Origin of the sequence: Paenibacillus sp. FSL H7-0943, from assembly GCF_037963265.1 — a bacterium.
In the GTDB taxonomy this organism is placed as follows: Bacteria; Bacillota; Bacilli; order Paenibacillales; family Paenibacillaceae; genus Paenibacillus_AQ; species Paenibacillus_AQ odorifer.
This window is the reverse complement of record NZ_CP150148.1, coordinates 2917134-2941612: the sequence shown is the minus strand read 5'-3', so window position 1 is coordinate 2941612 and position 24479 is coordinate 2917134. Positions and strand designations below refer to the sequence as shown.

General features: G+C 43.6%; 26 protein-coding genes and 1 riboswitch. Of the genes, 9 read left to right on the top strand and 17 right to left on the bottom strand.

Annotation, left to right across the window (positions count from 1 at the left end):
* The first annotated feature begins 144 nt into the window (after positions 1 to 144).
* Positions 145 to 963 carry an AraC family transcriptional regulator gene (locus NSQ55_RS12705; protein ID WP_076125965.1) on the top strand — a complete coding sequence of 273 codons (819 nt, stop codon included), beginning with the start codon at positions 145 to 147 and terminating at the stop codon, positions 961 to 963.
* Positions 964 to 1068: 105 nt separating this feature from the next.
* Here the strand turns inward: NSQ55_RS12705 and NSQ55_RS12700 are convergent, their stop codons facing one another.
* Positions 1069 to 1800: a class I SAM-dependent methyltransferase gene (locus NSQ55_RS12700; protein WP_076218191.1), complete on the bottom strand. Its 732-nt coding sequence runs from the start codon at positions 1798 to 1800 to the stop codon at positions 1069 to 1071.
* A gap of 61 nt (positions 1801 to 1861) precedes the next feature.
* A complete protein-coding gene (locus NSQ55_RS12695; protein WP_076125962.1) occupies positions 1862 to 2068 on the bottom strand; it encodes a hypothetical protein in 207 nt (68 codons plus the stop codon).
* Positions 2069 to 2230: 162 nt separating this feature from the next.
* On the opposite strand from NSQ55_RS12695, the gene NSQ55_RS12690 reads away from it, so the two are divergent.
* On the top strand, positions 2231 to 2911 hold the full coding sequence (locus NSQ55_RS12690; RefSeq protein WP_036686316.1) for a TIGR00266 family protein: 681 nt from the start codon (positions 2231 to 2233) through the stop codon (positions 2909 to 2911).
* Positions 2912 to 2984: 73 nt separating this feature from the next.
* On the opposite strand, the gene NSQ55_RS12685 is transcribed toward NSQ55_RS12690, so the two are convergent.
* Positions 2985 to 3464 (bottom strand): transcriptional repressor, encoded by a 480-nt coding sequence (locus NSQ55_RS12685; RefSeq protein WP_036686314.1) that lies wholly within the window; start codon positions 3462 to 3464, stop codon positions 2985 to 2987.
* Between the two features lie 318 nt (positions 3465 to 3782).
* Here NSQ55_RS12685 and NSQ55_RS12680 point away from each other — a divergent pair, with 318 nt between their 5' ends.
* Positions 3783 to 4439 (top strand): S-layer homology domain-containing protein, encoded by a 657-nt coding sequence (locus NSQ55_RS12680; RefSeq protein ID WP_076125959.1) that lies wholly within the window; start codon positions 3783 to 3785, stop codon positions 4437 to 4439.
* Between the two features lie 95 nt (positions 4440 to 4534).
* Here NSQ55_RS12680 and NSQ55_RS12675 read toward each other — a convergent pair whose 3' ends face one another.
* The 3 genes from NSQ55_RS12675 to NSQ55_RS12665 are packed head-to-tail and all read right to left on the bottom strand — an operon-like array spanning position 4535 to position 6859.
* A complete protein-coding gene (locus tag NSQ55_RS12675) occupies positions 4535 to 5287 on the bottom strand; it encodes an amino acid ABC transporter ATP-binding protein (protein ID WP_076125957.1) in 753 nt (250 codons plus the stop codon).
* 13 nt (positions 5288 to 5300) lie between these two features.
* Positions 5301 to 5969 carry an amino acid ABC transporter permease gene (locus tag NSQ55_RS12670; RefSeq protein WP_076125956.1) on the bottom strand — a complete coding sequence of 223 codons (669 nt, stop codon included), beginning with the start codon at positions 5967 to 5969 and terminating at the stop codon, positions 5301 to 5303.
* 53 nt (positions 5970 to 6022) lie between these two features.
* Entirely contained in the window at positions 6023 to 6859 is an 837-nt protein-coding gene (locus NSQ55_RS12665) for an amino acid ABC transporter substrate-binding protein (RefSeq protein WP_076183478.1), read from the bottom strand.
* Positions 6860 to 7081: 222 nt separating this feature from the next.
* Positions 7082 to 7185: riboswitch (TPP riboswitch) on the top strand.
* Between the two features lie 198 nt (positions 7186 to 7383).
* Between NSQ55_RS12665 and NSQ55_RS12660 the strand changes: the two genes are divergently transcribed.
* From NSQ55_RS12660 to thiE, 6 genes are read left to right on the top strand one after another with little or no spacing between them, the layout of a single operon-like run.
* Entirely contained in the window at positions 7384 to 8079 is a 696-nt protein-coding gene (locus NSQ55_RS12660; RefSeq protein WP_081393938.1) for an ABC transporter ATP-binding protein, read from the top strand.
* Positions 8060 to 8836, top strand: coding sequence for an ABC transporter permease (locus NSQ55_RS12655; protein WP_081393937.1), 777 nt, complete (start codon positions 8060 to 8062; stop codon positions 8834 to 8836). Before NSQ55_RS12660 ends, NSQ55_RS12655 begins: the two co-directional genes overlap by 20 nt.
* The gene (locus NSQ55_RS12650; RefSeq protein WP_076183474.1) at positions 8833 to 9870 is read left to right on the top strand and encodes an ABC transporter substrate-binding protein; all 1038 of its coding nucleotides are present in this window, start codon (positions 8833 to 8835) and stop codon (positions 9868 to 9870) included. The genes NSQ55_RS12655 and NSQ55_RS12650 overlap by 4 nt, the downstream gene beginning before the upstream one ends.
* A gap of 41 nt (positions 9871 to 9911) precedes the next feature.
* Positions 9912 to 10706, top strand: coding sequence for a hydroxyethylthiazole kinase (thiM, locus tag NSQ55_RS12645; RefSeq protein ID WP_076125949.1), 795 nt, complete (start codon positions 9912 to 9914; stop codon positions 10704 to 10706).
* Positions 10707 to 10730: 24 nt separating this feature from the next.
* Positions 10731 to 11561, top strand: a complete 831-nt coding sequence (thiD, locus tag NSQ55_RS12640) for a bifunctional hydroxymethylpyrimidine kinase/phosphomethylpyrimidine kinase (RefSeq protein ID WP_339173680.1) — start codon at positions 10731 to 10733, stop codon at positions 11559 to 11561.
* Complete coding sequence (thiE, locus tag NSQ55_RS12635; RefSeq protein WP_339174501.1) at positions 11551 to 12207, top strand: thiamine phosphate synthase; 657 nt, start codon at positions 11551 to 11553, stop codon at positions 12205 to 12207. Before thiD ends, thiE begins: the two co-directional genes overlap by 11 nt.
* Here the strand turns inward: thiE and NSQ55_RS12630 are convergent.
* From NSQ55_RS12630 to NSQ55_RS12580, 11 genes are all read right to left on the bottom strand, one after another.
* Entirely contained in the window at positions 12188 to 12880 is a 693-nt protein-coding gene (locus tag NSQ55_RS12630) for a pseudouridine synthase (protein ID WP_339174499.1), read from the bottom strand. The genes thiE and NSQ55_RS12630 overlap by 20 nt on opposite strands.
* A 109-nt stretch (positions 12881 to 12989) precedes the next feature.
* Positions 12990 to 13172: a DUF3934 family protein gene (locus NSQ55_RS12625; RefSeq protein ID WP_076218200.1), complete on the bottom strand. Its 183-nt coding sequence runs from the start codon at positions 13170 to 13172 to the stop codon at positions 12990 to 12992.
* Between the two features lie 116 nt (positions 13173 to 13288).
* Positions 13289 to 13687: a hypothetical protein gene (locus NSQ55_RS12620; protein ID WP_076280801.1), complete on the bottom strand. Its 399-nt coding sequence runs from the start codon at positions 13685 to 13687 to the stop codon at positions 13289 to 13291.
* 121 nt (positions 13688 to 13808) lie between these two features.
* A complete protein-coding gene (asd, locus tag NSQ55_RS12615) occupies positions 13809 to 14894 on the bottom strand; it encodes an aspartate-semialdehyde dehydrogenase (protein WP_036686293.1) in 1086 nt (361 codons plus the stop codon).
* Between the two features lie 473 nt (positions 14895 to 15367).
* Positions 15368 to 15970 carry a response regulator transcription factor gene (locus NSQ55_RS12610; protein WP_036686291.1) on the bottom strand — a complete coding sequence of 201 codons (603 nt, stop codon included), beginning with the start codon at positions 15968 to 15970 and terminating at the stop codon, positions 15368 to 15370.
* Positions 15970 to 17106: a sensor histidine kinase gene (locus tag NSQ55_RS12605; RefSeq protein WP_076279793.1), complete on the bottom strand. Its 1137-nt coding sequence runs from the start codon at positions 17104 to 17106 to the stop codon at positions 15970 to 15972. The genes NSQ55_RS12610 and NSQ55_RS12605 overlap by 1 nt, the downstream gene beginning before the upstream one ends.
* A gap of 158 nt (positions 17107 to 17264) precedes the next feature.
* Positions 17265 to 18329 (bottom strand): fatty acid desaturase, encoded by a 1065-nt coding sequence (locus tag NSQ55_RS12600; protein ID WP_076125939.1) that lies wholly within the window; start codon positions 18327 to 18329, stop codon positions 17265 to 17267.
* A gap of 143 nt (positions 18330 to 18472) precedes the next feature.
* The gene (locus NSQ55_RS12595; RefSeq protein WP_076125937.1) at positions 18473 to 19669 is read right to left on the bottom strand and encodes a hypothetical protein; all 1197 of its coding nucleotides are present in this window, start codon (positions 19667 to 19669) and stop codon (positions 18473 to 18475) included.
* A gap of 14 nt (positions 19670 to 19683) precedes the next feature.
* Entirely contained in the window at positions 19684 to 21282 is a 1599-nt protein-coding gene (locus NSQ55_RS12590) for a response regulator (RefSeq protein WP_076183463.1), read from the bottom strand.
* Positions 21283 to 21299: 17 nt separating this feature from the next.
* Entirely contained in the window at positions 21300 to 22619 is a 1320-nt protein-coding gene (locus NSQ55_RS12585; protein ID WP_076183887.1) for an extracellular solute-binding protein, read from the bottom strand.
* Between the two features lie 62 nt (positions 22620 to 22681).
* Entirely contained in the window at positions 22682 to 24406 is a 1725-nt protein-coding gene (locus NSQ55_RS12580) for a sensor histidine kinase (RefSeq protein ID WP_076183461.1), read from the bottom strand.
* Between the last annotated feature and the right edge of the window lie 73 nt (positions 24407 to 24479).

Sequence of the window (24479 nt, the reverse complement as noted above, 5' to 3'; positions counted from 1 at the left end):
ATACCGACTGTTTCTAGCGTTGATGGTCGATTTCTTTCTTTATTGCTTAGCTACATAGTAATATGAAAGCGTATATATTAAAATGAATAATATGATTAAAACATGAACAATCTGCTTATCATTTCAATACACCCAGGAGGACCTATGACACATTCTGCTACCTGTCACGTATTATCAGCCGGATTTTCTTTTCATCGCAAGCCTTTTCATATGTCTCAAAGTCAAGGGAACCAGAACTTTCTTATACGTCTGCAAACGGAAGGAAGAAGCCGTGCATTGATCGATGGTGTGATGTCACCTGTGGAAAGCGGGGATATTATGTTATTCGCTCCAAATGATCCTTACTATTTGATCATAGATAAAGAAGAGTACCCTGTGGGCAAGCCACGAATTGAAAGCGGAGATTATCATATCTTTTGCGGAGGAACATGGATTGATGAATGGTGGCAACGTTCACAAAGACCCACTCGCCTAAGTGTGCCGCTTAGTGAGAGTTTTCTTGGCTTGTTTCGCCAATTGATTCTGGAGCACCGTCGACTTTCCGACTTCTCTCCAGAAATATCTGCCTGCTATCTGCAAATTCTATGTATGGAAATCGACCGGCTAATTACAGATCAGCCAGCAATTACTCCAAAAGGTTATCTGGCATACCGAATGAAGCAATATGTTGAGGAGCACGCAACCCTACCCTTTCTATTGGAGGATGTAGCAGGTTTTGTGGGTATATCCGTCTCGCGGGCCGTTCATTTATTTAAGGAAGCCTTTGGGACCAGTATTATTAAATATGTAAATGATGTCCGACTGGAAATGGCCAGAGAACGGATAACCTTCAGTCCCATGCCGCTGGAGCAAGTAGCAGAAACTTGTGGTTTTGCGAACTATACCTATTTTCACCGGGTCTTCCGAAGTCGTTTCGGGATGTCACCAAGAGAATATCGTGTGCACAGCAGAGAACAGGTGTAAATAAAGAAACCCCGTTTCATTGCAAAAGGGTTGTCCCTTAGTAGAAAAAGCTACTTCTAGGACAACCCCCGCTTCTATATTCGAACATAACTCGTGAGCATGAGATTACTCTTTTACAGCCGAAATGATCAGGAACATCGGTCTACGCTCCTCATCCTTCATCCATGGATCATTACTCATTTCTGCTGAAGGCTTTGGTTCTTTAACCGCTTTAATAGTAAAGCCAGCTTCAATCAGGTCATTGAAATAGGTGGAAATCGTGCGATGGTATTTAATCACATTTTCTGTTAAGAATTTCGTTTCACGAAGTCCTTCTGATTGATAATGATCTACGGGCCAATGCAGGCGGTTTCCTTGTTCATCGGCATACCAGTCTTGCTCTTCACGTGAAGTAAAGATTGGATGCTCCACTGAAAAAATAAAACTCCCGCCAGGCTTAAGAAACGAATGCACCTTTCGGCAGATGGCTGCAAAAGATTCAATATAGTGGAAAGCCAATGAACTGAGAACCACATCAAATTGCTCGCTCGCAAAATCAATGTCCTCAATCGGCAGCTGGATATAAGTTATAGCAGGATCGTTCGTTTTTTCACGCGCCTGTTGCAGCATTTTTTCAGAGATATCCACACCTATAACTGAACTCGCCTGCTGCTCACGGGCATATAGGCAATGCCAGCCAAAGCCGCAGCCCAGATCAAGCACACTTTTATTATGTAAGTCTGGAAGAAGCGCCTTTAATACATGCCATTCTCCTGCTGCTGCAAGCCCTCCAATAGAACGGGGCATTTGCTGGTAGGCGGAGAAGAAATTCGAATCGTCATATTTATTTTGTTTCATCAGGGATACATCTCCTATATATTATTTCTTCAATTACTATACGCTGAGCGATGTTCTCTTATCAAATAGCCAATAAAAAAGGAGCATCATCTTGGAAGATCTGCCCCTTATATCTATTCTTATTCAATTGTTCCTGCTTGCTTGGTGTTAATCGTACATGCTGTGAAATGGCTCCATAATCACTATTCAATCTACGACTCTGTGCTGCGCACCAGGCTCCGGAGCGCTCTGCCTTACGCAAGGCTTTTTGTGTCTTGGTTCGTGCCATGTGACACCACTCTCCTATTCATGGGTGAATGATTATTGATCTTACATCTATAAGACAACTTCATTTTAACATATTCCAGACTATGAGCGAAGCAAGAATTCCGTTACACTTAGAGCAAAGCTAGTATTCTATCTTATCTAAATAGATGCGGAGGTTTAAAGGATGAATTACCAGGTTTTGTATGAAGGTGCTTTTGCTATGTTAAAGGTCCAACTAAATCCCGGTGAAAGCGTAAAGGCTGAAATGGGCGCAATGGTCGCGATGTCGCCTAACGTAGAATTAAAAGGAACCGTGGATGGTGGTTTAATGCGCGGTCTCGGGAGAATGCTGAGCGGTGAGAAATTCTTCTTTCAAGAACTTAGAGCGACCCGTGGTCAAAGTGAGGTATTGCTGTCACCTGGCTCACTCGGCGATATTCAGGCGATAGAATTAGACGGATCGTATAAACTGTTAGTTCAAAAAGACGGATTTCTCGCCGGAACTGAAGGCATTCAAGTAAATACCAAAATGCAGAATTTAACCAGAGGGCTCTTCTCCGGTGAAGGCTTCTTCATTGTAGAAATCAGTGGCAGAGGAACGGTGTTCCTGTCTTCCTTCGGTGCTATCCATGCAATAAATTTAGGACCTGGTGAAGAAATGATTATCGATAACGGACACCTCGTAGCATGGCCAGACTATATGGACTACAAGGTGGAAAAGGCAGCCTCTGGCTGGCTTAACAGCATAACCAGTGGTGAAGCACTTGTCTGCCGCTTCCGTGGAGAAGGTGTAATTCTCGTTCAGAGCCGTAACCCTGGCAGTTTCGGAACGTGGATCAAATCCTTTGTACCTACTCGAAGCTAGACTTCTTAAAACTCACGAGTCAAAAAAGACACAGGCTTGGAGAAAGCCTGTGTCTTTAGGTTAGAAAGCAATCTTACGAGACTGCTTTATCTGCTTCTGCTTTTGCTTTTTTGCAGCCAGTACGTTTACATGTTCCATAAGTACCCTTGAAATCAAGGCGGTGATCCGTGACGTTAAAGCCATATTCACGTTCCACTCTTCTCTCCAGCTCCACAAGCCAGTCGTCCTTAATTTCCTCCAACCGACCGCATACGCTGCATATCAAATGATGATGCATATGCGAATGATCGTTCCCGCGCAAATCGTAACGGGCAACTCCGTCTCCGAAGTTCATCTTCTCTACAATGTGTAGCTCACATAAAAGCTCAAGTGTACGGTATACCGTTGCCAGGCCCAGATGTGGATAGCTGTTCTTAACAAGCATATATACTTCTTCTACGCTTAAATGATCCTTCTCATTGTCGAGCAGAACGTTCACTATAGCTTCACGCTGAGGCGTTAGTTTATATTTTTGCGCCGCAAACAATTGACTGATATTTGATATTTGATCCATTTGGTCTCCTACCTTCCCGGAACGATTTAACATCCGTACCCTCTGAGACGCTCCTATTTATGCAGTTAAGACAAACCATAAATAGTAATCGTTACGATATAATCATAACAAAATTAACCACGAATGAAAAGAGCCTGACATCATTATATCATTTCATGCCACTTATCCAAAGTACTACACCCCAATCTGGCCCATATTTCTATTAAAATCTACTTTTTCGTGAAATAATACAGATTAGACCGCAACCTTTCCATAATTTACAACGTTAAAGGAGTGACAAAGGCTAAGGAGCCTATCCATACAACGAGGTGAAAAGACATGAACATGAAAAAGAGCACACTAGCAGCGATCACAACCGTAGCCATTTTCTCCTTTTCTTTGGGTGGTCAGATGTTTGCAGCTGGGAACACCTTTAAGGATATTGATAACATAAACGGCAAAGAAAAAATCATTTCTTTAAAAAATCAAGGGTTAATTAAAGGTGTCAGCGAATCTCAATTTCTCCCTGGCTCTAAGGTAACTACAGCCCAAGGGATTCAGTTTATCTCCGGCGGTCTCCAGCTCAGCCTCGCAGCCATTGACTTTAACAAAGCTCCTGTTGCCAGCGGCTTGTTCACAAAAGTAAAAGACAAAGCCTGGTACGCTGAAGCCTTTATCAATGCTTATTACAATCAAGTTAAGCTTCCAAAAGACATTGATCCTAGCCTAATTATGACCAAAGAGCAATTCACTAACTATCTAGTGCAAGCGATCGAAGGCGTTGGTAATCTGCCGATGATCAATATCGTTCCAGTAGATATCGCCGATGAAGCGTCACTGACCCCTGCATATCAAGGCAGTATTCAGCGCTCCCTGAAATACAAGATCAATACTCTAGACGCTAACGGAAAGTTTAATCCAAAAAGCGAACTCACCCGTGCCGAAGCAGCGATTATGCTCTACAACGCTTTGGAGTTCCTGAAAACTGGAGGATAAGCCAAATTTCAGTTACTCTTCTCATTTGAATAATCTACACAAGAAAAAGCAGCTCCGGATGATTCCCGAGCTGCTTTTTCTTGTATATTGTCTTTCTACTCTTCTTCACCATTCAGTCTATTCAGAAATTGCAGAGCCCGGGGATTCTTCGGATGCTCCAGCACTTCTTGCGGAGTTCCATGCTCTAAGATATGACCGCCATCCATCAAAATGATCCGGTCCGCTACATCGGCGGCAAATTTCATCTCGTGGGTCACAATCACCATAGTCATACCTTCTGCTGCTAATTGTTTGATAACCTTGAGCACTTCCCCTACCAGCTCGGGATCGAGCGCCGAAGTGGGCTCATCAAACAGTAACACTTCTGGATCTACTGCCATAGCCCGGGCGATGGCCACTCTCTGCTGTTGTCCACCTGACAGCTGATGTGGATAGTTATCAGCTTTATCAGCCAAACCCACCTTAGTCAGCAGCTGAAGCCCCCGCTTACGCGCTTCTTCCTTGGATCGCTTCAGGACAGTTACCTGTCCCTCCATCACATTGCCAAGCGCAGTCATATGCGGGAATAAATTATACGATTGAAAGACCATCCCTGTTTTCTGCCGAAGGGCCAATACGGAATTCTGAGGAATTTTCTTATGATCTGTAAAATTGATGGTGATATCCCCAAGTGACAGGCTGCCTTGATCCGGGATTTCCAACAGATTAAAACAGCGCAGCAGTGTGGTCTTTCCGGAGCCGGATGGCCCAATAATGACAAGTACCTTTCCATGCTCCATTTTCAGATCAATACCCTTTAACACTTGGAGTGCGCCGAAGGATTTATGCAAATTAATGATTTCAATCACAAGTATCTCTCCTTTAGGTCGCAGAGTAACGATCGAGTCGTTTCTCCAAGTAATTTTGCAGCACCGACAGCACAGAACAGAACACTAAATAAAACAATCCTGCTTCGGAGTATACCAACAGAGGCTCATAAGTGGTAGAGGCTACCTGCTGAGCAGTTCTAAACATCTCCGTATAGGTGATGATCGCTGCAAGCGATGTATCTTTGACCAAGCTAATAAAAGAATTGGATAACGGCGGTACAGAAACGCGTGCAGCTTGTGGCAGAATTACGCGGCGCAGAGCCTGCCCACGAGTCATCCCGACTGAGAAGGCAGCTTCCCACTGGCCTTTATGTATCGACAGGATAGCAGCGCGTACGATTTCCGATGAATAAGCCCCTACGCTAAGGGTAAATCCAATGGTGGCGGCAATGAAAGGGTCGAGTACAATACCAACAGCCGGCAAACCATAAAATATAATAAATAGCTGCACTAACAACGGGGTTCCCCGAATGACCCATACATAAAAACGGGCGATTAGCTTCGGAATTACCCACGGTGAAAGACGTGCCAACGCGGTTAGGATCGCCAAAATCAATCCAAGCACAAAGGAAAGTAGCGCCAACGGAATGGTAAAAGCCACCCCGGCTTTAAGCAGGGGTAGCAGTGTATCTAAGAAAATTTGTATTTTGCGGTCATCCATTATTCAGACATCCTTTTTAGCTTCTAGGCTTAATTAGCCTTGCTAGCCTTGTATTATTTTGAAACGTCAGCTCCAAAGTATTTCTCGGAAATTTTCAAGTACGTTCCATCACTTTTCATCTCTTTAATCGCATCACTGACCGCATTCACCAGCTCATCATTGCCTTTCAGGAATACCGCAGCACTTTGTGAGCCTTCAGGAATCTCATCAACCACTTTAATTTTTGCATCTGGTTTTTGTTTTTTCAGATCCAGATAAGACAAGCCATCATTCACAGTTGCATCAATACGTCCCGAAGTCAGCAGATCCATCGCTTGATTGAAACCGTCCGTAGCTACGATTTCAGCACCGTTCTCACGAGCGATGTCGGATAAGTTACTGGTCAGGGATTGTCCGGCTTTTTTACCCTTTAGATCAGCAAAGGTCTTAATATCCTCATTGTTTTCGCTCACGATCAATACTGCCTTGGATACAATATAGGGTTCAGAGAAATCATATTTCACTTTGCGATCTTCGTTAATGGAAACTTCATTAAAAATGACATCAAACCGTTTCGCATCCATCCCAGCAAAAATACCATCCCACTGAGTTTCAAAAAATTCAGCTTCAACACCTAAACGTTTGGCTACTTCTTCGGCAATTTCCACGTCAAAACCCGTCAATTTCCCCGCAGTGTCATGATAAGTAAAAGGTGCATAAGTCCCTTCTGTACCTATCCGCAATTTGCCGCTGGCCTTCACAGCCTCCAAACTGTTTTGCGCTGAAGATGCTGCTCCACCATTCGTTCCAGCTGTTGGTTCAGCAGCCGTATTGGTATTCGAATTATTGCCGCAAGCCGCTACAAGGACCACGGTTAACGCCAATATAATAGTTAAACTCCATTTTTTCATTATTAAATCCCCTCTCTCTATCCGGTTTTTTTCCGGTAAATTGAATAGTACACTGCCATCACATGATCGTCAATACTTTTTTCCGATTATATACATCGGAATTGTAATATTAACTAGATTTCTACTTATATCTTACCCAATCTTGGATTAATCCTTCACTTCTTTCTCTCTTTACTTCTCAGAAAGATATGGTATATTTATAAACAAATTAATATGGACCTGTTATTTCACTAGGGGAGTCGGCCGACTGAGACGGAGCTTCAAGCTCCGGACCCTTGGAACCTGATCTGGATCATACCAGCGGAGGGAAGTGGAGCAGAATTTTCATCAAGCATGTTAAGTGTTATTATGCAGAATGAACTTTTTGACCCATTCATTTCCTCTGGAAATGGATGGGTCTTTATTTGTTTAGGCGCTCCACAAAAATATTAGGAGGTTAGATCATCAGGACCATTTTATCTATTCAAGGCCTAACCTACTCTTTTCCGGAAACTGAACAACCCCCTGTATTCGCAAATCTATCCATGGATATCAGGCAAGGGGAATTCGTCTCCGTAGTAGGTGCTAGCGGATGCGGGAAAAGCACATTTTTCAAAACGGTTGCCGGTTTACTCGAACCTACTCATGGAAAAATAAAACTCCCTACGCTCCCCTCAACCGCTAGTCGTTTAGGTCAGATCGCTTATATGCCTCAGCAGGATTTATTGCTGCCTTGGAGAACAGTGCTCGACAACTGCCTTTTGCCCTGGGAGATCAAGCCCAGATTTAGTAAACAGAAAACGATCACTCAGATTCGGGAAATGTTGGCCCGCTTCGGCTTAACAGATGTAGAGAAGGCTTATCCCCATGAACTTTCGGGAGGTATGAAACAGCGAGTAGCATTTCTGCGCACCTTAGTGGCTGGAGGCGGAAGTGGTCTTATGCTGCTGGATGAGCCCTTTGGCGCTCTCGATGCCATGACCAAACGTGAGATACACCGTTGGCTGTTGGAGTTATGGGGTGAACTGAATCAGACGATTATGCTCATCACTCATGATCTGGAAGAAGCACTATTGCTCAGTGACCGGATTTATTTATTATCTGGCGGTGCGCACAGCGAATTACAGGAGATCATTGTCGATCTACCAAAACCAAGACATTATAAGATGAACTATGAACCCCGGTTTATAGCACTACGGGCAGAGTTGGAGCGAAGATTGCATGCAACCTATACCTTTTAAAAAACATCTAGACAACTATGGTCCCTTCATTCTTCTGGTACTGCTCATTCTTGTAATCTGGGAGTCAGCTGTTCGCCTTCACTTGATTCCAGCCTTTATTCTCCCTGCACCTTCATCTATTGGCATCGCATTGATCGAGCACAGTCAATTGTTATTCGGACAACATTTATTAGCGACGTTGCAGGAGATACTGGTAGGTTTTGTCCTTTCTGTGGTTTGTGGTGTATTGCTGGGTACTGGAATGTTCCTGTATCGCCCCATAGAAAAGGCCATTTATCCCTTTCTTATCATTAGCCAGACGATCCCATTAATTGCGCTATCCCCCATTTTTATTATGTGGTTCGGATATTCGCTGTGGAGCAAAGTGGCTGTGGTGTTTTTAACGGCTTTTTTTCCCGTCGTAGTGAGTACATATGATGGACTTCGTATAAGTGGCCAGACTTACAAGGACTTATTATTAACATTTGGTGCAAACCGCTGGCAGCTGCTTGTCAAAACCCAAATTCCACTGGCGTTGCCTGCTTTTTTCTCTGGCTTAAAGCTGTCCATTGTATACTGCGTCATCGGAGCTACTATCGGGGAATGGCTCGGCGGCAGTAAAGGACTCGGTTACTTCAGCCGCAGAATGGCCGGAAATATGCAGAGCGATGAAATGTTCGCGGCTGTATTTCTGCTGTCCGCGCTTGGTGTTGTGCTTTTTATGGCGATAGCTTTACTCGAACAATTATTTTTAAAGAAAAGAGGATCTAACCAATGAATCATTTAAAATCCCCACAACGAGGACTTATTTCTGTATTTCTAGTATGCACACTTTTGCTCTTAAGCAGCTGCGGGAAGGCAGACAAGCTAAATAATAACTCCCAAACCGGTTCCTCCAATACCGAAAATAAGCAGTCACACAAGCTGACGATTATGCTTGATTGGTATCCCAATGCCGTTCATTCCTTTCTATACGCTGCGCAACAGCAAGGTTTTTTCCAAGAGGAAGGTTTGGATGTCGAGATCAAAATGCCTGCGGACAGCAATGACGCCCTAAAGCTTGTAGCAGCGAATCAAATTGATCTAGCGCTCAGCTATCAGCCTCAGGTGCTTATGGCACGCGGCGAGAAAATCCCTGTACGTTCGATTGCAGCAATCGTGCGGCATCCACTGAATCATCTGATGGTTCCTCAAGCAGGCAGTATTCATAGTCCCAAAGAGCTCGTGGGAAAACAAATCGGCTATTCCTCCATTCCGCTCTATGAAGCGATGATTCGGACAATGATCCAGAGTGATGGAGGCGATCCTTCATCCGCCAAGCTGATTGATGTAGGTTTTGACCTTATCCCTGCGATCTCTACAGGACAAGTGGACGCAATAATGGGCGGGTTCATCAACCATGAACAACTGATCCTTGAAAAAGAGGGACATCCGGTCACCTCGCTTAATCCAACGGATTACGGAGTACCTGACTATTATGAGCTTGTGCTGGTGGCCAGCGAACAAGGATTGCAAAATTCTGAAGCCTACTTTAAAAAATTTCTAAATGCCATAACAAAAGGACAGGAATTTGTGGAGCAGAATCCTAAACAAGCCCTGGATTTACTGATTGCACATGAAGATGCAACTTCACCGCTCGACAAGGAGATTGAGAAAAAAAGTCTTGAAATTCTACTGCCGCTGATGAATGCAGGCGATCAAACTTTTGGTTATCAAGACCCGACATCTTGGGAAAAGGTTCAGCAGTGGTTATCCACCAACGATCTTCTACCAGAAGATATTAAAGCACAGGAAGCTTTTATCAATCTGTAACGTTTAGTTGGTTAATCATACAAGCTTGAGGAGGAATTATGATGAGTTACTTAGCCAAAGTACGGGAATCCAACCCCTTGATCCACAACATCACTAATATTGTAGTAGCCAATTTCTCAGCCAACGGTCTGTTGGCGCTGGGTGCCTCTCCCTTTATGGCGGATGCCCACGAAGAAGTGATCGACATCGCCGCTATGTCGTCTGCTGTAGTTCTAAATATAGGCACACTCAATGACTACGCCATTCAATCTATGTTGCTCGCTGGTAAATCCGCTAATAAACACGGGGTTCCCCTAGTGCTTGACCCGGTAGGTGCAGGCGCAACTTCTTATCGGACCGCTGTCACTCAAAAACTAGTGAATGAGATGCAAATCACCGCACTGCGGGGGAATGTGGCTGAAGTCGCTAATGTGATTGGGGAGAGTTGGTCCATTAAAGGGGTGGATGCTGGCGAAGGTGAAGGCGATGTAGTCCTTTTGGCTGAAGCTGCTGCGAGGAAGTTAAGCTGTGTGGTCATCATAACTGGAAAAGACGATGTGATCACGAATGGAAAAAACACTTATATTGCCAGCAACGGTCACCCTATTCTCACGAAGGTTACAGGAACTGGCTGCTTGCTCAGTGCTGTTGTGGGTGCATTTCTCGCGGTAAGTGGTGGTGCCTCGTTGGAGGCCGCAGTGGAAGCCCTCTCCTTCTACGGAGTAGCCGCTGAAATCGCCGCTGAACTAACAACTGGTCGAGGACCGGGAAGCTTTCAGGTTGAGTTTCTAAATCAACTGACATGGGTCACGCCAGAAGTCTTCCTAGAAAGATCTAGTATCAAACAGCTCAGTTAATGACCCTCAAAAGGAGTGAATTCGATGATTATATCCAAAGCTCTAACCATTGCCGGCTCCGATAGCGGCGGTGGTGCTGGCATTCAGGCCGATCTAAAAACCTTTCAAGAGCTTTCTGTCTATGGCATGTCCGTCCTCACAGCTGTGACAGCGCAGAATACGCTGGGTGTCCAAGGGGTTTATCCAGTGACTCTGGAAGCTATAAATCAGCAGCTTGATTCTATAGGACTTGACCTGCAACCAGATGCCGTAAAGACCGGGATGTTATTTAACAGCGACATCATCCGCATTGTGGCAGATAAAATTAAGTATTACGGCTGGTCTAATCTTGTAATTGATCCTGTGATGGTCGCTAAAGGAGGGTCCACACTGCTGCTGCAGGAGGCGGTTCAATCCTTAATCAGCCATCTGCTGCCCTTAGCATTGGTGACGACACCCAATATTCCCGAAGCCGAAATGATCACAAAGATGACGATCTCCACCATAGAAGAACGCAAAAAAGCAGCCAGAATCATTCATGGCATGGGCTCCAAATATGTAGTACTAAAAGGGGGACATGATACCTCGACCACAGCCGTAACCGATCTTCTATATGATGGTCACGAATATACCTTATTGGAGAGTAGCCGGATTCAGACCAGACATACGCATGGTACAGGCTGCACCTATTCAGCAGCGGTCACCGCCGAGCTAGCCAAAGGCAAATCCGTAGCTGAGGCCATTCAAACTGCCAAAGCATTTATACAAGCGGCGATTGAGGACGAGCTGGGCATAGGGGCTGGGCATGGACCAACCAATCATTTTGCTTATCAGAACAGACTGCGGGGGATAAACAGTGCAACGAATGAACAGTGATCATCTGCGAGATCTATTAAAAGTCTATTTCATTATGGGCAGCGTAAATTGCCGTAAAGCTCCTGTTAAGGTGCTGCAGGAAGCGGTTGCTGGAGGCATAACCATGTTTCAATTCCGTGAAAAGGGTACCGGATCCTTAAGCGATAAGGCACGACTTAATCTTGGCAGACGACTTCAAAAGATCTGTCATGCCAATGGCGTGCCCTTTATCGTGAATGACGACATTGATTTAGCGATCGCGCTTGATGCGGACGGAATTCATGTAGGACAGGAGGATACACCTGCATTGGCGATCCGCCAGCTACTTGGAGAGAATAAAATCATTGGTGTATCCGCTCACTCCTTCGCTGAAGCTCAGCAGGCGATTGCCGATGGAGCCGACTATCTGGGCGTGGGTCCCATTTATCCTACGTCATCCAAAGAGGATGCCAAAGCTGTTCAAGGCACTGCGATGATTGAAGAACTAAGAAATAAAGGCATTACCATCCCTTTGGTTGGCATTGGGGGGATCACGCTGCAAAATGTTGCACCAGTATTAACAGCTGGTGCGGATGGGATTTCTGTTATCTCAGCGATTGCCGGAGCTGAAGATATTACCACAACTGCCAGAGGCTTTGTTGACAAAGTCAGTTTAAGCGGGACATAAGCTCATACAGCTCTTCACTTCTTAAATGCCGCCATTGTCCCAGCTCCAAGCCGTCTAATGTAATATTCATAATTCTTATGCGCTCCAGCTTTAGTACTCTATATCCTAACTCCTTGCACATTCTGCGTATTTGCAGATTAAGACCTTGAGTTAGGATAATTCTAAACTGACATTCTGTGATCCGATAGACCTCACAAGGTTTCGTTGTGACTCCAAGAATGTTCACGCCGCTAGACATCTCTTGTAAGAATTCTGACGTAACCGGTTTGTCTACATGAACTACATATTCTTTTTCATGCCCATTCTCGGAACGCATCATTTTATTTACAATCTCTCCATCGTTGGTTAACAAAATGAGGCCTTCCGAGTTTTTGTCTAATCTGCCAATCGCAAAGATCCGTGAAGGATACCCTACAAAATCAATAATGTTCCCAGTCACATGTGGGGCTGCTGTACAGGTAATGCCTATCGGCTTATTCAAAGCGAGATACACTGGCTCCCCTTTACTGCTTGTTATCGGCTCCCCATCGATCCATACGATATCCTCTGGCTCTATAAGAATGTTCGCCTCACAGACAATACCGTTTACAGCGATTCGACCTGCTGCAATTAATCGTTTGGTTTCCCTTCTGGAACAAAAGCCTGTTTCGCTTATATATTTATCGATTCTCACTGCTGATCCTACTTTCATTCTATATACTTACCTCTAGTCATAAAAAAACACCTGATTTTAACGATCAAAATCAGATGTTAACCTTCAGGAATAACCCAGTTTAAGGGAGCTATTTGGTGCTTCCGCTTTTTTTCACGTTACTGCCCTTGCTTCCACTTGCACCTTTAGCACCTGGACCCGTCGTTGGATCACTTTTAGCAGGTTTAACTGGTTTTGCTGTTTTGTTCCAGCGTGTCCAGCCTTTACTCCCCGTACCTCTGCCTGTGCCGCCACCTTTACTTTTTGCACCCATCATATCACTCCGTCAGTCATTCAGAATTCGTATAGTTTATACACTTTACCTATCTTACCACACTCTCAACCTTTCTGTTTAAGTAATAACAAATGCTTCATCTAACTAGCCACTGTTTAGAATTTAGCATCTTTATTCATTTCATGAATATCAAAGGTATCCTGATGTATTTCGATGGCGATGACGGTGTCCTTTTTTTCAAAAAATTGCACATGTCCTAACCGCTTGTCCTCCAGCTCTATCCATCCAGCATCGTTTAATTTATTAAAATAGCCGTCAGGCCGATAAAGACCTTGTTCTCCCCCTATATTATCCAATTCGTACTTTACACCTATTTTTATATTGGGGTTACTTGAAGTTGTTGTCACTTCGATTTCCTTGGCTTTTTTAGGAATAGGAATTTCAGCATTAATGGAACATACTCCATACTCTTGTACCTCTTGAGTTGATGATGTACAACCGCTTGTAAACAGGATTAATGGTAACCATATAAAAGCTAATAAATATTTATTCAATGGTATCCTCTCCTTCCATAACTTATTTTACCAAATTCAAAATTAAAATAAAAACACCCCACCAAAGACTAAGCTTTGATGAGGTGTCTATTCACATCAGCTTTGCAGCTCATGCATGGACTTATTTCGGTTGAATATAACCTTCTGCTTTCAGAAGCTCTGCGATCAACACAGCACCGCCAGCTGCTCCGCGCAGGGTGTTATGGGAGAGACCTACGAATTTGTAATCATAGAGGGCATCTTCCCGAAGTCTGCCCGTCGATACGCCCATTCCGTTCTCGATATCACGATCCAGCTTAGTCTGTGGACGATTGTCCTCTTCAAAATAGGTAATGAACTGTTTAGGTGCGCTAGGCAGTTCAAGCTCCTGAGGACGTCCTTTAAAACTCTTCCAGAGATTCAGAATCTCTTCTTTGGACGGTTTTTTCTCAAAAGAAACAAATACAGCAGCCATATGTCCATCCGCTACAGGCACACGGATACACTGCGAAGTAATCGTTGGCGCTTCACTCTTTACGATACCCTCTTCTTGAACGCTTCCCCAGATCCGCAAAGGCTCTTGCTCGCTTTTTTCTTCTTCGCCACCGATGTAAGGAATCACGTTGTCCAGCATTTCTGGCCAGTCTGCAAAAGTCTTTCCTGCACCAGAAATGGCTTGGTAGGTGGTGACCACCACTTTAGATGGATTGAAGTCTTTGAGCGCATGAAGTGCAGGCACATAACTTTGAATGGAGCAGTTAGGTTTAACCGCAATGAAACCTGTCTCTGTTCCCAGACGTTTTCTTTGCTGTGCAATAACCTCAAGATGCTCCGGATTAATCTCAGGAATGACCATAGGCACGTCAGGCGTCCAGCGATGCGCTGAGTTATTGGAGATTACTGGTGTTCCGGTGCGAGCATAAGCCTCTTCGAGCGCTTTAATCTCATCTTTTTTCATGTCTACAGCACAAAAAATCAAATCCACGTCCGCAGCAACTTCTTCTACCTTAGAAGCATCTTGGACCATAATATTCTTTACGTTCTCAGGCATTGGAGTAGATAACTTCCATCTGCCCTTGGCCGATTCTTCATACGTTTTTCCAGCAGATCTAGCACTGGCAGCAATCGCAGTTACTTCAAACCAAGGATGATTCTCTAAAAGGGCAATAAAACGTTGTCCTACCATACCTGTGCCGCCAACTATGCCGGCTCTTAGCTTTCTTGACATCAGAAAATACACTTCCTTTTGATTAACTGTCCTATTGTGAATAATAGGCCGATAATTAATGATATACGGCGCGGGAACATTTGGCGAGTGTTAACATCAAAATAACATTAAAAATTTTATTTTTAGCGGATTATATTGAATTTCACTAATACTAATGAAGGAAATAGCTGCACTCAGTACAATTATAAGTCTATTTTCTGCTTAGACAACTCTTTAACTGCATTCTCTACAACTATTTCCCCGAAAAATAATGGAAATGCCCTCTAAGTGAACTTTTAGATGTAAGAAATACAACTAAATCGCATCTGACGAGCATTTTATAGCATATAGTTGTAGGAAATACATCTATTTGCGATTGGTGAGTATAAATCAGGAATCTGCGATCAGCAATCAGCGATCAGCGATTAGCGATCAGCGCTCTGCTATTCACGTTTACAAGCTGCTTCAACCAACTAATCGTTTCTTACCCCCGCTCACTTAAACCAACCTTTTTCCTTAAATCGAGTGATTGCCTCGATGCGGTTACCTACATCCAGCTTATCTAGTATAACTGAGATGTAATTCCGGACTGTTCCCGTGGTAATGTACAACTGGCTGGCGATCTCTTTTGTATTTTTACCGTCGGCAATGAGTCCAAGCACTTCCTTCTCCCGCTGAGTCAGAGGATTTACTTCACCGCTGTAGGCTTCATCCATTAGCTCCGGTGCATACATGCGTCGGCCTGCCATCACATTACGTATCGAAAGTGCCAGTTCTTCGCTAGGACTGTCTTTCAGCAGATAAGCATGAACTCCCGCCTTGAGCGCACGTTCGAAATATCCCGCACGGGCAAAGGTGGTTAATATCATCGTTTTGCAGCCGCTATTCTTCAGCGCTTCCGCAGCGTCGAGACCACTCATCGCTGGCATCTCAATATCCATAATACAGATATCCGGCTTATGCTGCTGAACCATCGCTACAGCTTCTTCCCCGTTGCTTGCCCGGCCCACGACCTTCATATCCTCTTCTAAATCCAACAAAGATGCCAGCGCTCCAAGGAGCATTCGCTGATCCTCAGCGATTACAATCTTAATCATTATACGGTTACCTCCTGTTCCGGATGCTTAAATGCATTTGGGACCTTAATCACTATCGTAGTCCCCTCATCTCGCACGATATCCATACAGCCATTTACAAATTCAAGACGTTCCCGCATACCTTGCAGCCCATGTCCTTTAAAATAAAGATCATTGCCCGGGATGCCGGTTCCATCATCTTTCACTTTAATGATGAGATCTGTGCGTGTGGGTTCAATGATAATTGTGCAAGATTGTGCATTACTATGCTTCACAACATTTGTGACAGCTTCCTTAATACACATGCTGAGCACATTCTCCGTAATCAATGAAGTATTAGACAGTTTAGGATTGCCTTGCAAAACATAGTCAATCTCCGCAGCCGCAAGAAACTGCTGAATATGAACGAGTTCGTCCTCAAGCCGAATGCCGCGCATTCGCGTAATCATCTCCCGGACCTCTTTCAGTGCACTTCTTGCCGTCTGGCGTACATCATTGATCTCGGCTTTGGCTTGCGTCGGATTACTGTCGATAAGCTTTCCTGCCAAATCACTTTTCAGACCAATTAACGAAAGCTTCTGACCTAATGTATCGTGAAGATCACGTGAAATCCGCTGGCGTTCCTCGAGCTTAACCAATTCTGAGATACGCTTATTAGCATCCTCCAATTGGTCTTGCAGCTTCCCTTGATTATTGCGGTTATAGGTACTGATTGGCAGCAGGATCACTGCAATCATACTGACAAGAACAAAGGGTAGCTGGCTGATAAATACGGGATTACGCGACAGCAGCTCATAATTGATCGTAATAATCGTAGTCAGCAAATGAATGGAGTACAGGGTGAAGAACCCTACTCGATTCTGGATATTCCCAATAAAAAAGGCTAAAAAAAGCGCAAAATACATATATCCAAACAACAACGTCATCGTTATAGAGACCAGTATCTGCACGCTCGTCCAAAAATAAACTAACCAACCCTTGGAGACAAAAGAAAGCACATAACAAACAAAAAACACAGCGATCATCAAGATTCCTGAAACTACCTGGTAGGGAGAAGAGGACCGAAAGATGAAATAAAACGGTAGAATATAAAATACGACCCATACATAAGGGCTAAGACCTGTACTTTTATGAAAAATATGATGCCACTTCTGCATGTTCGCTCTCCTTTTTGCCATATGCCACTCACCTTATTCTAGCATAAATCCGGTAAAATCCGGTGAACCACAACGATAAAGAGAAAAAAGATTAGAGCGCGAATGAGTTCTCCGGCTCTAACCTTCCATATTGCTGCTATTTGATTACAATGTAGCCATTATTCTCCCTGGAGTCTGGGCTTATGAACTTGCAGGACCTCGCCTGCAGTTTTCGGTTTATTTAATATGGACTTCATCTCTTTGAAGCTGATGAATCGTTTATTTTCCTCATCCCAAAGACGGAAATTAAGAGCCTTCAGGCTGGTACCAATCGTAATTGTTGTTGCTTTTTGTAGCGGTGGCGTCGCGTTATGCGCTTTTTCCAAATTATAGTTTGGCACCTTTGGACTTAAATGATGCACATGGTGGAAGCCGATGTTGCCCGTAATCCATTGCAGCACCTTCGGCAGCTTATAATATGAGCTACCTTCAACCGCGGCCATCACATAACTCCATTCAGATTCATTCTCGAAATAAGAGTCTTCAAACTGATGTTGGACGTAGAACAACCATATGCCGAGAAACCCTGATACAAATGCTACAGGCAACTGCACCATAAGAAATGCCTGCCAGCCAATAGCCCATATTAGCAAGCCATAAAGCGCTGCGATTGAAATATTCGTCAAATAGGTATTCATCCGCTCTTTGCGTCTAGCACCTTTAACATTGAAACGATACTGAATCATAAAAACAGCAATCGGTCCAAGACCAAACATCACGATTGGATTGCGGTAAATCCGGTAATATAGACGTTTCCAGAAGGAAGCTGCTGCATATTCCTCGACCGTCATAATCCAAATATCGCCGATCCCTCTTTTATCGAGATTACTGGAGCTGGCGTGGTGAATGGAATGACTATGTTTCCACTGCCGATAAGGAACCAGTGTCAGTACACCTGTGATCGTTCCGATAATATCATTCGCTTTACGATTCTTAAAAAACGATCCATGTGTGCAATCATGAAAAATAATAAAAGTTCGAATTACAAATCCTGCTGCAGGAATAGCTAACAGAAGGGTGAGCCAATAGGAAACGGATAAAGAGAAATAAGCTCCGCCCCATAACAGCACAAGTGGCCCTAAAGTATTGATGAGCTGTCTTATACTTGCGTTGCGGTCATTTTTCTCGTAAGGGGCTACACTCTTTTTAAGGCTGGAGAGCTGTGATGTCTGTTTTGTAGTCATCTATATCATTTCCTCCTTGATGTGTCCGGCTAAGGATCTTTTCATCTACTCTAAGTATAGGTGATGAAGTGTCATCCTATAAGTCATAAACATCAAGTAGAGAGTATGACAAATGTCATACTCTCCTTCTCATTTAAATTACGTTAGCATTGCAGCCAACATCCATCTTCCTTCACTTCGTATTGACCTTTGATCTCACCAATTCCATTAAGGATTAACGAATCTTTATTAAAAGTTGGAGGTTCATCTAGTACGAGGTGCAGTTTATTAATATTTCGAAGGTCAGCTGTATAGTAGCTAATCACTGGCTTTTCCAGAAAATACTCCGCATCATTGATTTGGATTCGTAAATTATTCTTATGAATGCATTTCTCATCTCCACCAATAATACCCATAGGATTAAAACCCGTAGATTTTATATCTCCTTCAATATACAGGTGGTACCCTTCCAGGCTGATAAAATCAATGAATTCCTTCTCCCTGATTGTTTTGACCGATTGCATAATATCTTCCGTTTCTTTGCTGATGGATATCTCCTCGAAGGGAATGATGACTTGATCCACAAATTGCTTAAAAAACGCATATAAACTTAACTCCGACTTCATAAACTCTTCTTTCCAATCGGTCCGAAGCTCATCCAGCAGCAAACATATAAACAGACCAGAACCGTAGCAGCTTCTTCTGATATTAGCCGAAGATTCAAGTTCATCTATTAAATACGAACTGAATTTGTGCAATACTTCCTCATTAGGTAGGGTGGATTTTTCGGCATAGGCATTTAATTCAACATACCAAGCGGGTCCTTCCAGCGTTTCGATAAGATATTCATTTAGCACGTACTCCCCAAGCAGTTGTTCTCTTTGTTGACGGATGGCAATAAATCTGTACATTGCGTGATTACGCTCTTCAATAGTAGCTGCCATTACACTAAGATATAAATGATGTCTTTCTTGAATCCGCAATTCCATATTTTCGAGGGATAAAGGATAGGTAATCATCAATAATTCATCTGCATAACGTTCATCTCCCATCAGGAATTGATAACCGTGAAATAATTCGTGTACACAAATGGCGTACAAGTCTTCGAATTCTTCATGTAATTCCAGATTAACGATGGCTGTAGGGTGATCCTCATATAAGATGATGGTATCTCCTGAGAATTCATTACTCCAAGGAAGCAAATGTGGATGATATCCTACCGTTTTGAATTTGGGATGATTGTACAGATACACGTTATCCTTATTATAAAATGCAAAAGAAACAGCCTCGAACCCCTTCCAATATTTCTGCAGCTTGTGGTTCGTTAAACACTTAACAATCATCTCCAAATGAAATTCCATCCCTTACCTCCTCGTTAATGGATCTGCTTAGTATGCTCTTCTCGGTATTCTGTTGGCGTTTGACCACTAGCCTTTTTAAAAACCTGTGTAAAATAACGTGGGTCCTGATAACCGACAAGAGGAGCTATCTGATACACCTTTACGTTGCTGCTCTGCAAAATATACTTCGCCCTCTCCATCCGGCAGTGTGTAACATACTCCAAAAAGGTATAGCCTGTTATTTGCTTATATAAAGTGCAGAAATGACTGATGCTGAGATCAGCCAGCTCCGCTACTTCCTCAATACTTAAATCTTTATGGTAATTACTCTCAATATAACGTTTCGCTTTCTCGATGGCGCTACGCGTATCCTCGCGGTTCACAGGCTTGTTCCCTTGCTCCAATCGCACACCAAACTCTTCTTTCAGAGCAGAGATCACTTCATTTAAAGTGCCGAGATTGTGCATCTTGCTAAGTAATCCATGCAAGGACCAATCTGAATTTATATTCAAATACTCATAATTTCTGTACAACACAACGATCAATTCAACAAGAAGACGTTCAGCCATATCCTTAGGAACAGCTTGTGACTCAATAAATAAAGCAAGCTCATCAAATAAAGACCACATCCGGTCTCTATTTAAGGTACGTATACTTTCAATCAGCGCGGTTTCCAGCTCTTTTGGGTATTTCACCTCTTTACTGCTTGGGAACGATATCTCTTCATCAATAAAGACCCCGGCAAGCCCCGAATAGAACCGTTGATATAAGGCCTTCGCGGCCAGAGGGTAAACCGTACTTAATTGATCAATGCCTTGTGTGGTGCGGCTGATGCCTACGGAACAAGACTGCTTGGAGTATCTCTTGATTCCCGCTATCAAATGTTCACCAAGTTCTCTCCTGCTGGCGCTTAAAGATCCAGGGAACAGTAGTATCCACTCTCCATTATGAAACGGGAAAACCGTCAGCACGCCATGCTCCAGTGACCATTCTTCCACAATATTGCGGATTGCAAACAGCCATAGCCGTTTTTCCTCTACACTCCATTGACTGCTCAGTGTGGTGTAGTCATCTAACTGGACAACAGCCATGAAATATCCGCTCTCCAGTTCACTGTTCTCCAGCCATTTCAGATGCTCAAGCGGCCTTGCATTTCCCAAAGTGATTTCTGCAAACAGACGTTCACGTGCAAGCAATGACAGCATCTGTACAGAATGAATCAGCTGATCATTTTGCTTCTGTTCATCCAGCTTGGTTCTGGCGCGGTTTAGCATTTCAACCAGTTCATCATGATCGATCGGCTTCAATAAATAATCAAAAGCACCTTGACGTAATGCTTCTCTTGCATATTCGAACTCTCCGTACCCGCTTATAAAAATAAACACCAGCTTCGGGTTTTTAGACAATACTTCCTTCATCAACGTAATCCCGTCAATTACGGGCATGCGAATATCACTAATCACGATATGTGGTGAAGTGTCTTCTATCAAGCGGAGAGCTAATTCTCCATTTCGGGCCTCTCCCACAATCTCCATCTGAAGATCATTCCATGGAATGGCTGCTTTTAAGCTACGAAGAATAATCGGCTCATCATCCACGATTATTACTTTATATTTCTCTTGTAACTCATCCATTCCCTGCACCTCCAGGATCATTGTACACTTGAGCTTTGGATCAAATTCCAGTATTGAATGGAGGATGCCTGCACTTGCTTTAACGCTTGCTCAGCAGACATTTCTCCGTTAATCATCTGTTCTATAACACTCAGGAACGTTTTTTTCACTTCTGGTGACAATACATTATCATAAGGGACAAAGCTCTTCCGGTTAACTTCCATCATATTCATGACTTGCGCGAATACGGGTCCTGTCTTCTCAGGATCAAAGGCGATGCGCATAGACGGAATTCTCAACCCTTCATATACAATCCGAGTCTGAACCTCCTGGGTGTAAAAAGCTTTCATGAGATCGAGCGCAGCCTCCCGCTTCGCTCCGCTTAGTTCGGAGGAAAGGCCGATGCCAAATGTATAACCGCCGGCAATCGAAGGTTGTTCCCCCTTCTTCAATGTGGGAAACGGAATAACACCTACCTCATTTTGAAAATCCGTAGGAGCTGCTGTTCCGGCAAATAAATTGATATCCCAGTTTCCGTTCAGATACATCGCAGCCTTGCCGCTCGTAAATAGTCCCACCGCATTTTCTGTGGATAACGCATTCGATTTCGTGCTGAAGGCACCTTCTTTGATCCATTGCTCCAAGTGCTGAAAAGCCTTTAAATACGCCTCATTCTGAAAGCTGGCTTGATCTTCACCAGTGATCAGCTTCTCGATCAAGTCAGCGCCGGCATAACGATCCATTAAATAATGTGCAAAAATCCCTGCGGGCCAACGATCCTCGTTGCCAAGTGCAAATGGAATATATCCTGCCGACTTCAGCTTTAGTATGGCAGCATCAAGCTCTTGCAGCGTTTCTGGCGGCTTCAAACCCAGCTTTTCGAATATGGTTTTATTAAAATATAAAGGTTCAGCATTCCCTTCAATGGGCAAGCCATAAATATGGTTGTCAAAGGTCCAGAGATCCAGATCCTTGAATTGATTGGTTAGCGCATTCTCCCGGACGAAATCCGTCAGATCAATCAGACGCTTAGAGCGCACATAGGGCTCAATTTCCGCTCCACCGAACAAAACAAACATATCTGGCGGGGTGCCAGTAACCATCTCGTTCTTCAGCTTTTGGTCACGGTGCAACGTCTGGTCTAAACCTTCAAAGTTAACTTTCACATTTGGATGCTCTAACTGGTATTTGTCCACGATATCTTCATAAATAGTCAACAGTGGCCGATCATGCTCTTTTATCCAGAAATGACGGAAAGTTAATGTGATTTTCTCTGGTGAATCATCTTCAATGGGTTCTTGCTTTCCTAAAGTTATAAATAAAACCGCACCCGAAATCAGCACTAGATATAACCACATCCAGCCCCATTTCAATAACCATTTTTTGATAACATTCTCCCCCTTTCTTTTCGTATGGTCGATTACGGCAGTATTTTTGGTATTCGGATTCGGATGGTTGAACCAAAGCCGGGGGATGAACACACTAGTATGCCGTATGGACTGCCGAATCGAATATTCAAGCGTTCATGCACATTTTTAAGCCCCACGCCGCTATCACTGTATTTCTTCTGAGCACTTCCCTCGTTATCCCAAAGACTCATCATCTTGGCAAGGTCAAAGCCGGGGCCGTTATCTTTTACGATAATCATCATATCCATGCCCATTTCATAGGCCGTAATCTCAATGATCCCTGGGTCCTCCATCTGCTCAATCGCATGATACAGCGCATTCTCAACAATCGGCTGAACGATCAGCTTTTGTGTCATGAACGTCCTAAGACCATCCGAAAGATCTATAATATAAGAGAATTTATCTTCAAAACGAAACTTCTGGATATCCAAATAATGACGGACATGCTCGAACTCCATATGCAGCGGAATCAGCTCCTGATTCTGACTGATGCTGATTCGCAGCAGCTTGCCGAGTGAGATGACCATTTTGCTAATATCTTTATTGCCTTGCAGTACTGCCATCGAATTAATCGATTCGAGTGAATTATAAATAAAATGAGGGTTAATCTGCGCCATTAGCGCTTGCATTTCTGCTTCCTTCTTACGTCCCTGCTCAGTCTCCACCTGCACAAGCAGCTCATTGATCTGCGTGCTCATCCGATTAAAGCCATCAATCAGCAAATCACTTTCATCATCAGCACGATAGGGTGTAGTGATCGGCGTAAATATCCCTTGCTTCACCCGCTTCATCCCGTTAACCGCACTATTAATACTATGAACGAGCCTCCGTACGAAATAGCGGTCGAACAAAATGGCGGACAACAGCGAAACTGTACTTAAAATAATCGCAATATTCCGGATGGATACAGATTCTGACGAGATGAGATTCATAGGTGTAATGGCTACTAAATACCAGGCTGCATTATGAGAAGGTAGGAAGGTTATGAGTGATTTTTCCCCCTGATAGTTGTCGATGTAATAGTCATGTTCCTTAGCATAATCATTCTGTAAAAAGGGGAACTCTGTGCGTTGTCCAATATGTTCACCGGATTTATTAAAAACGATATTGCCTAGCTTGTTGACCAGCAAAATATCCCCCTTCTTGAGGGTTGCTGCTTCCCAGAAAATCTGATCCAATAAATCAGGTTTTACATTAACAACCAGATATCCGATATCTTCGAGAGAATATGAATCTTTGATTACTCTTGCTTGTACAAGTACCGGATTGCCGGAGATCTCCGAGCCATTTTCTCCCGGTCCTGACCACACGGGCCGCCCTTCGGCGCCTTCCATCGCGTCAAACCAGCTTTGTCTCTTCAAGTCCTCAAAAGACATCGATGCATTGTATTGATAAATTAAACGATCTTTACTATAAAAACTAAATGAAGTAATCATTGGATGATCAATGAGATAACTGCTAAGCTCCTGCTTTCGATCATAAGTGATTACAAAGTTCTTCTGCTTCAGTGATTGCTGAACAACCGGCTGCGTAATTTTTGAATTCGTGATCGAGGTGATTTCACTAAGCGCGAATTTAAGCTTTCGATCCGTTTCAAGCAGTGAAATCCAGTAGAAGTTGCTTGATTTTTTCTCCATTGCATTAGAAAAATTAACGTAAGTGACGATCCCCATCAGAATAACCGGAATAAAGACGAGAAGAATAATAGCGAACAAGATTTTACGGCGGAGTTTCATGATATTCCCCTTCCCCCTGCTGTCTCTGTCCTCTAGTATTCTTCACAAAACCGCCTATTCCCTGTAAAGATCA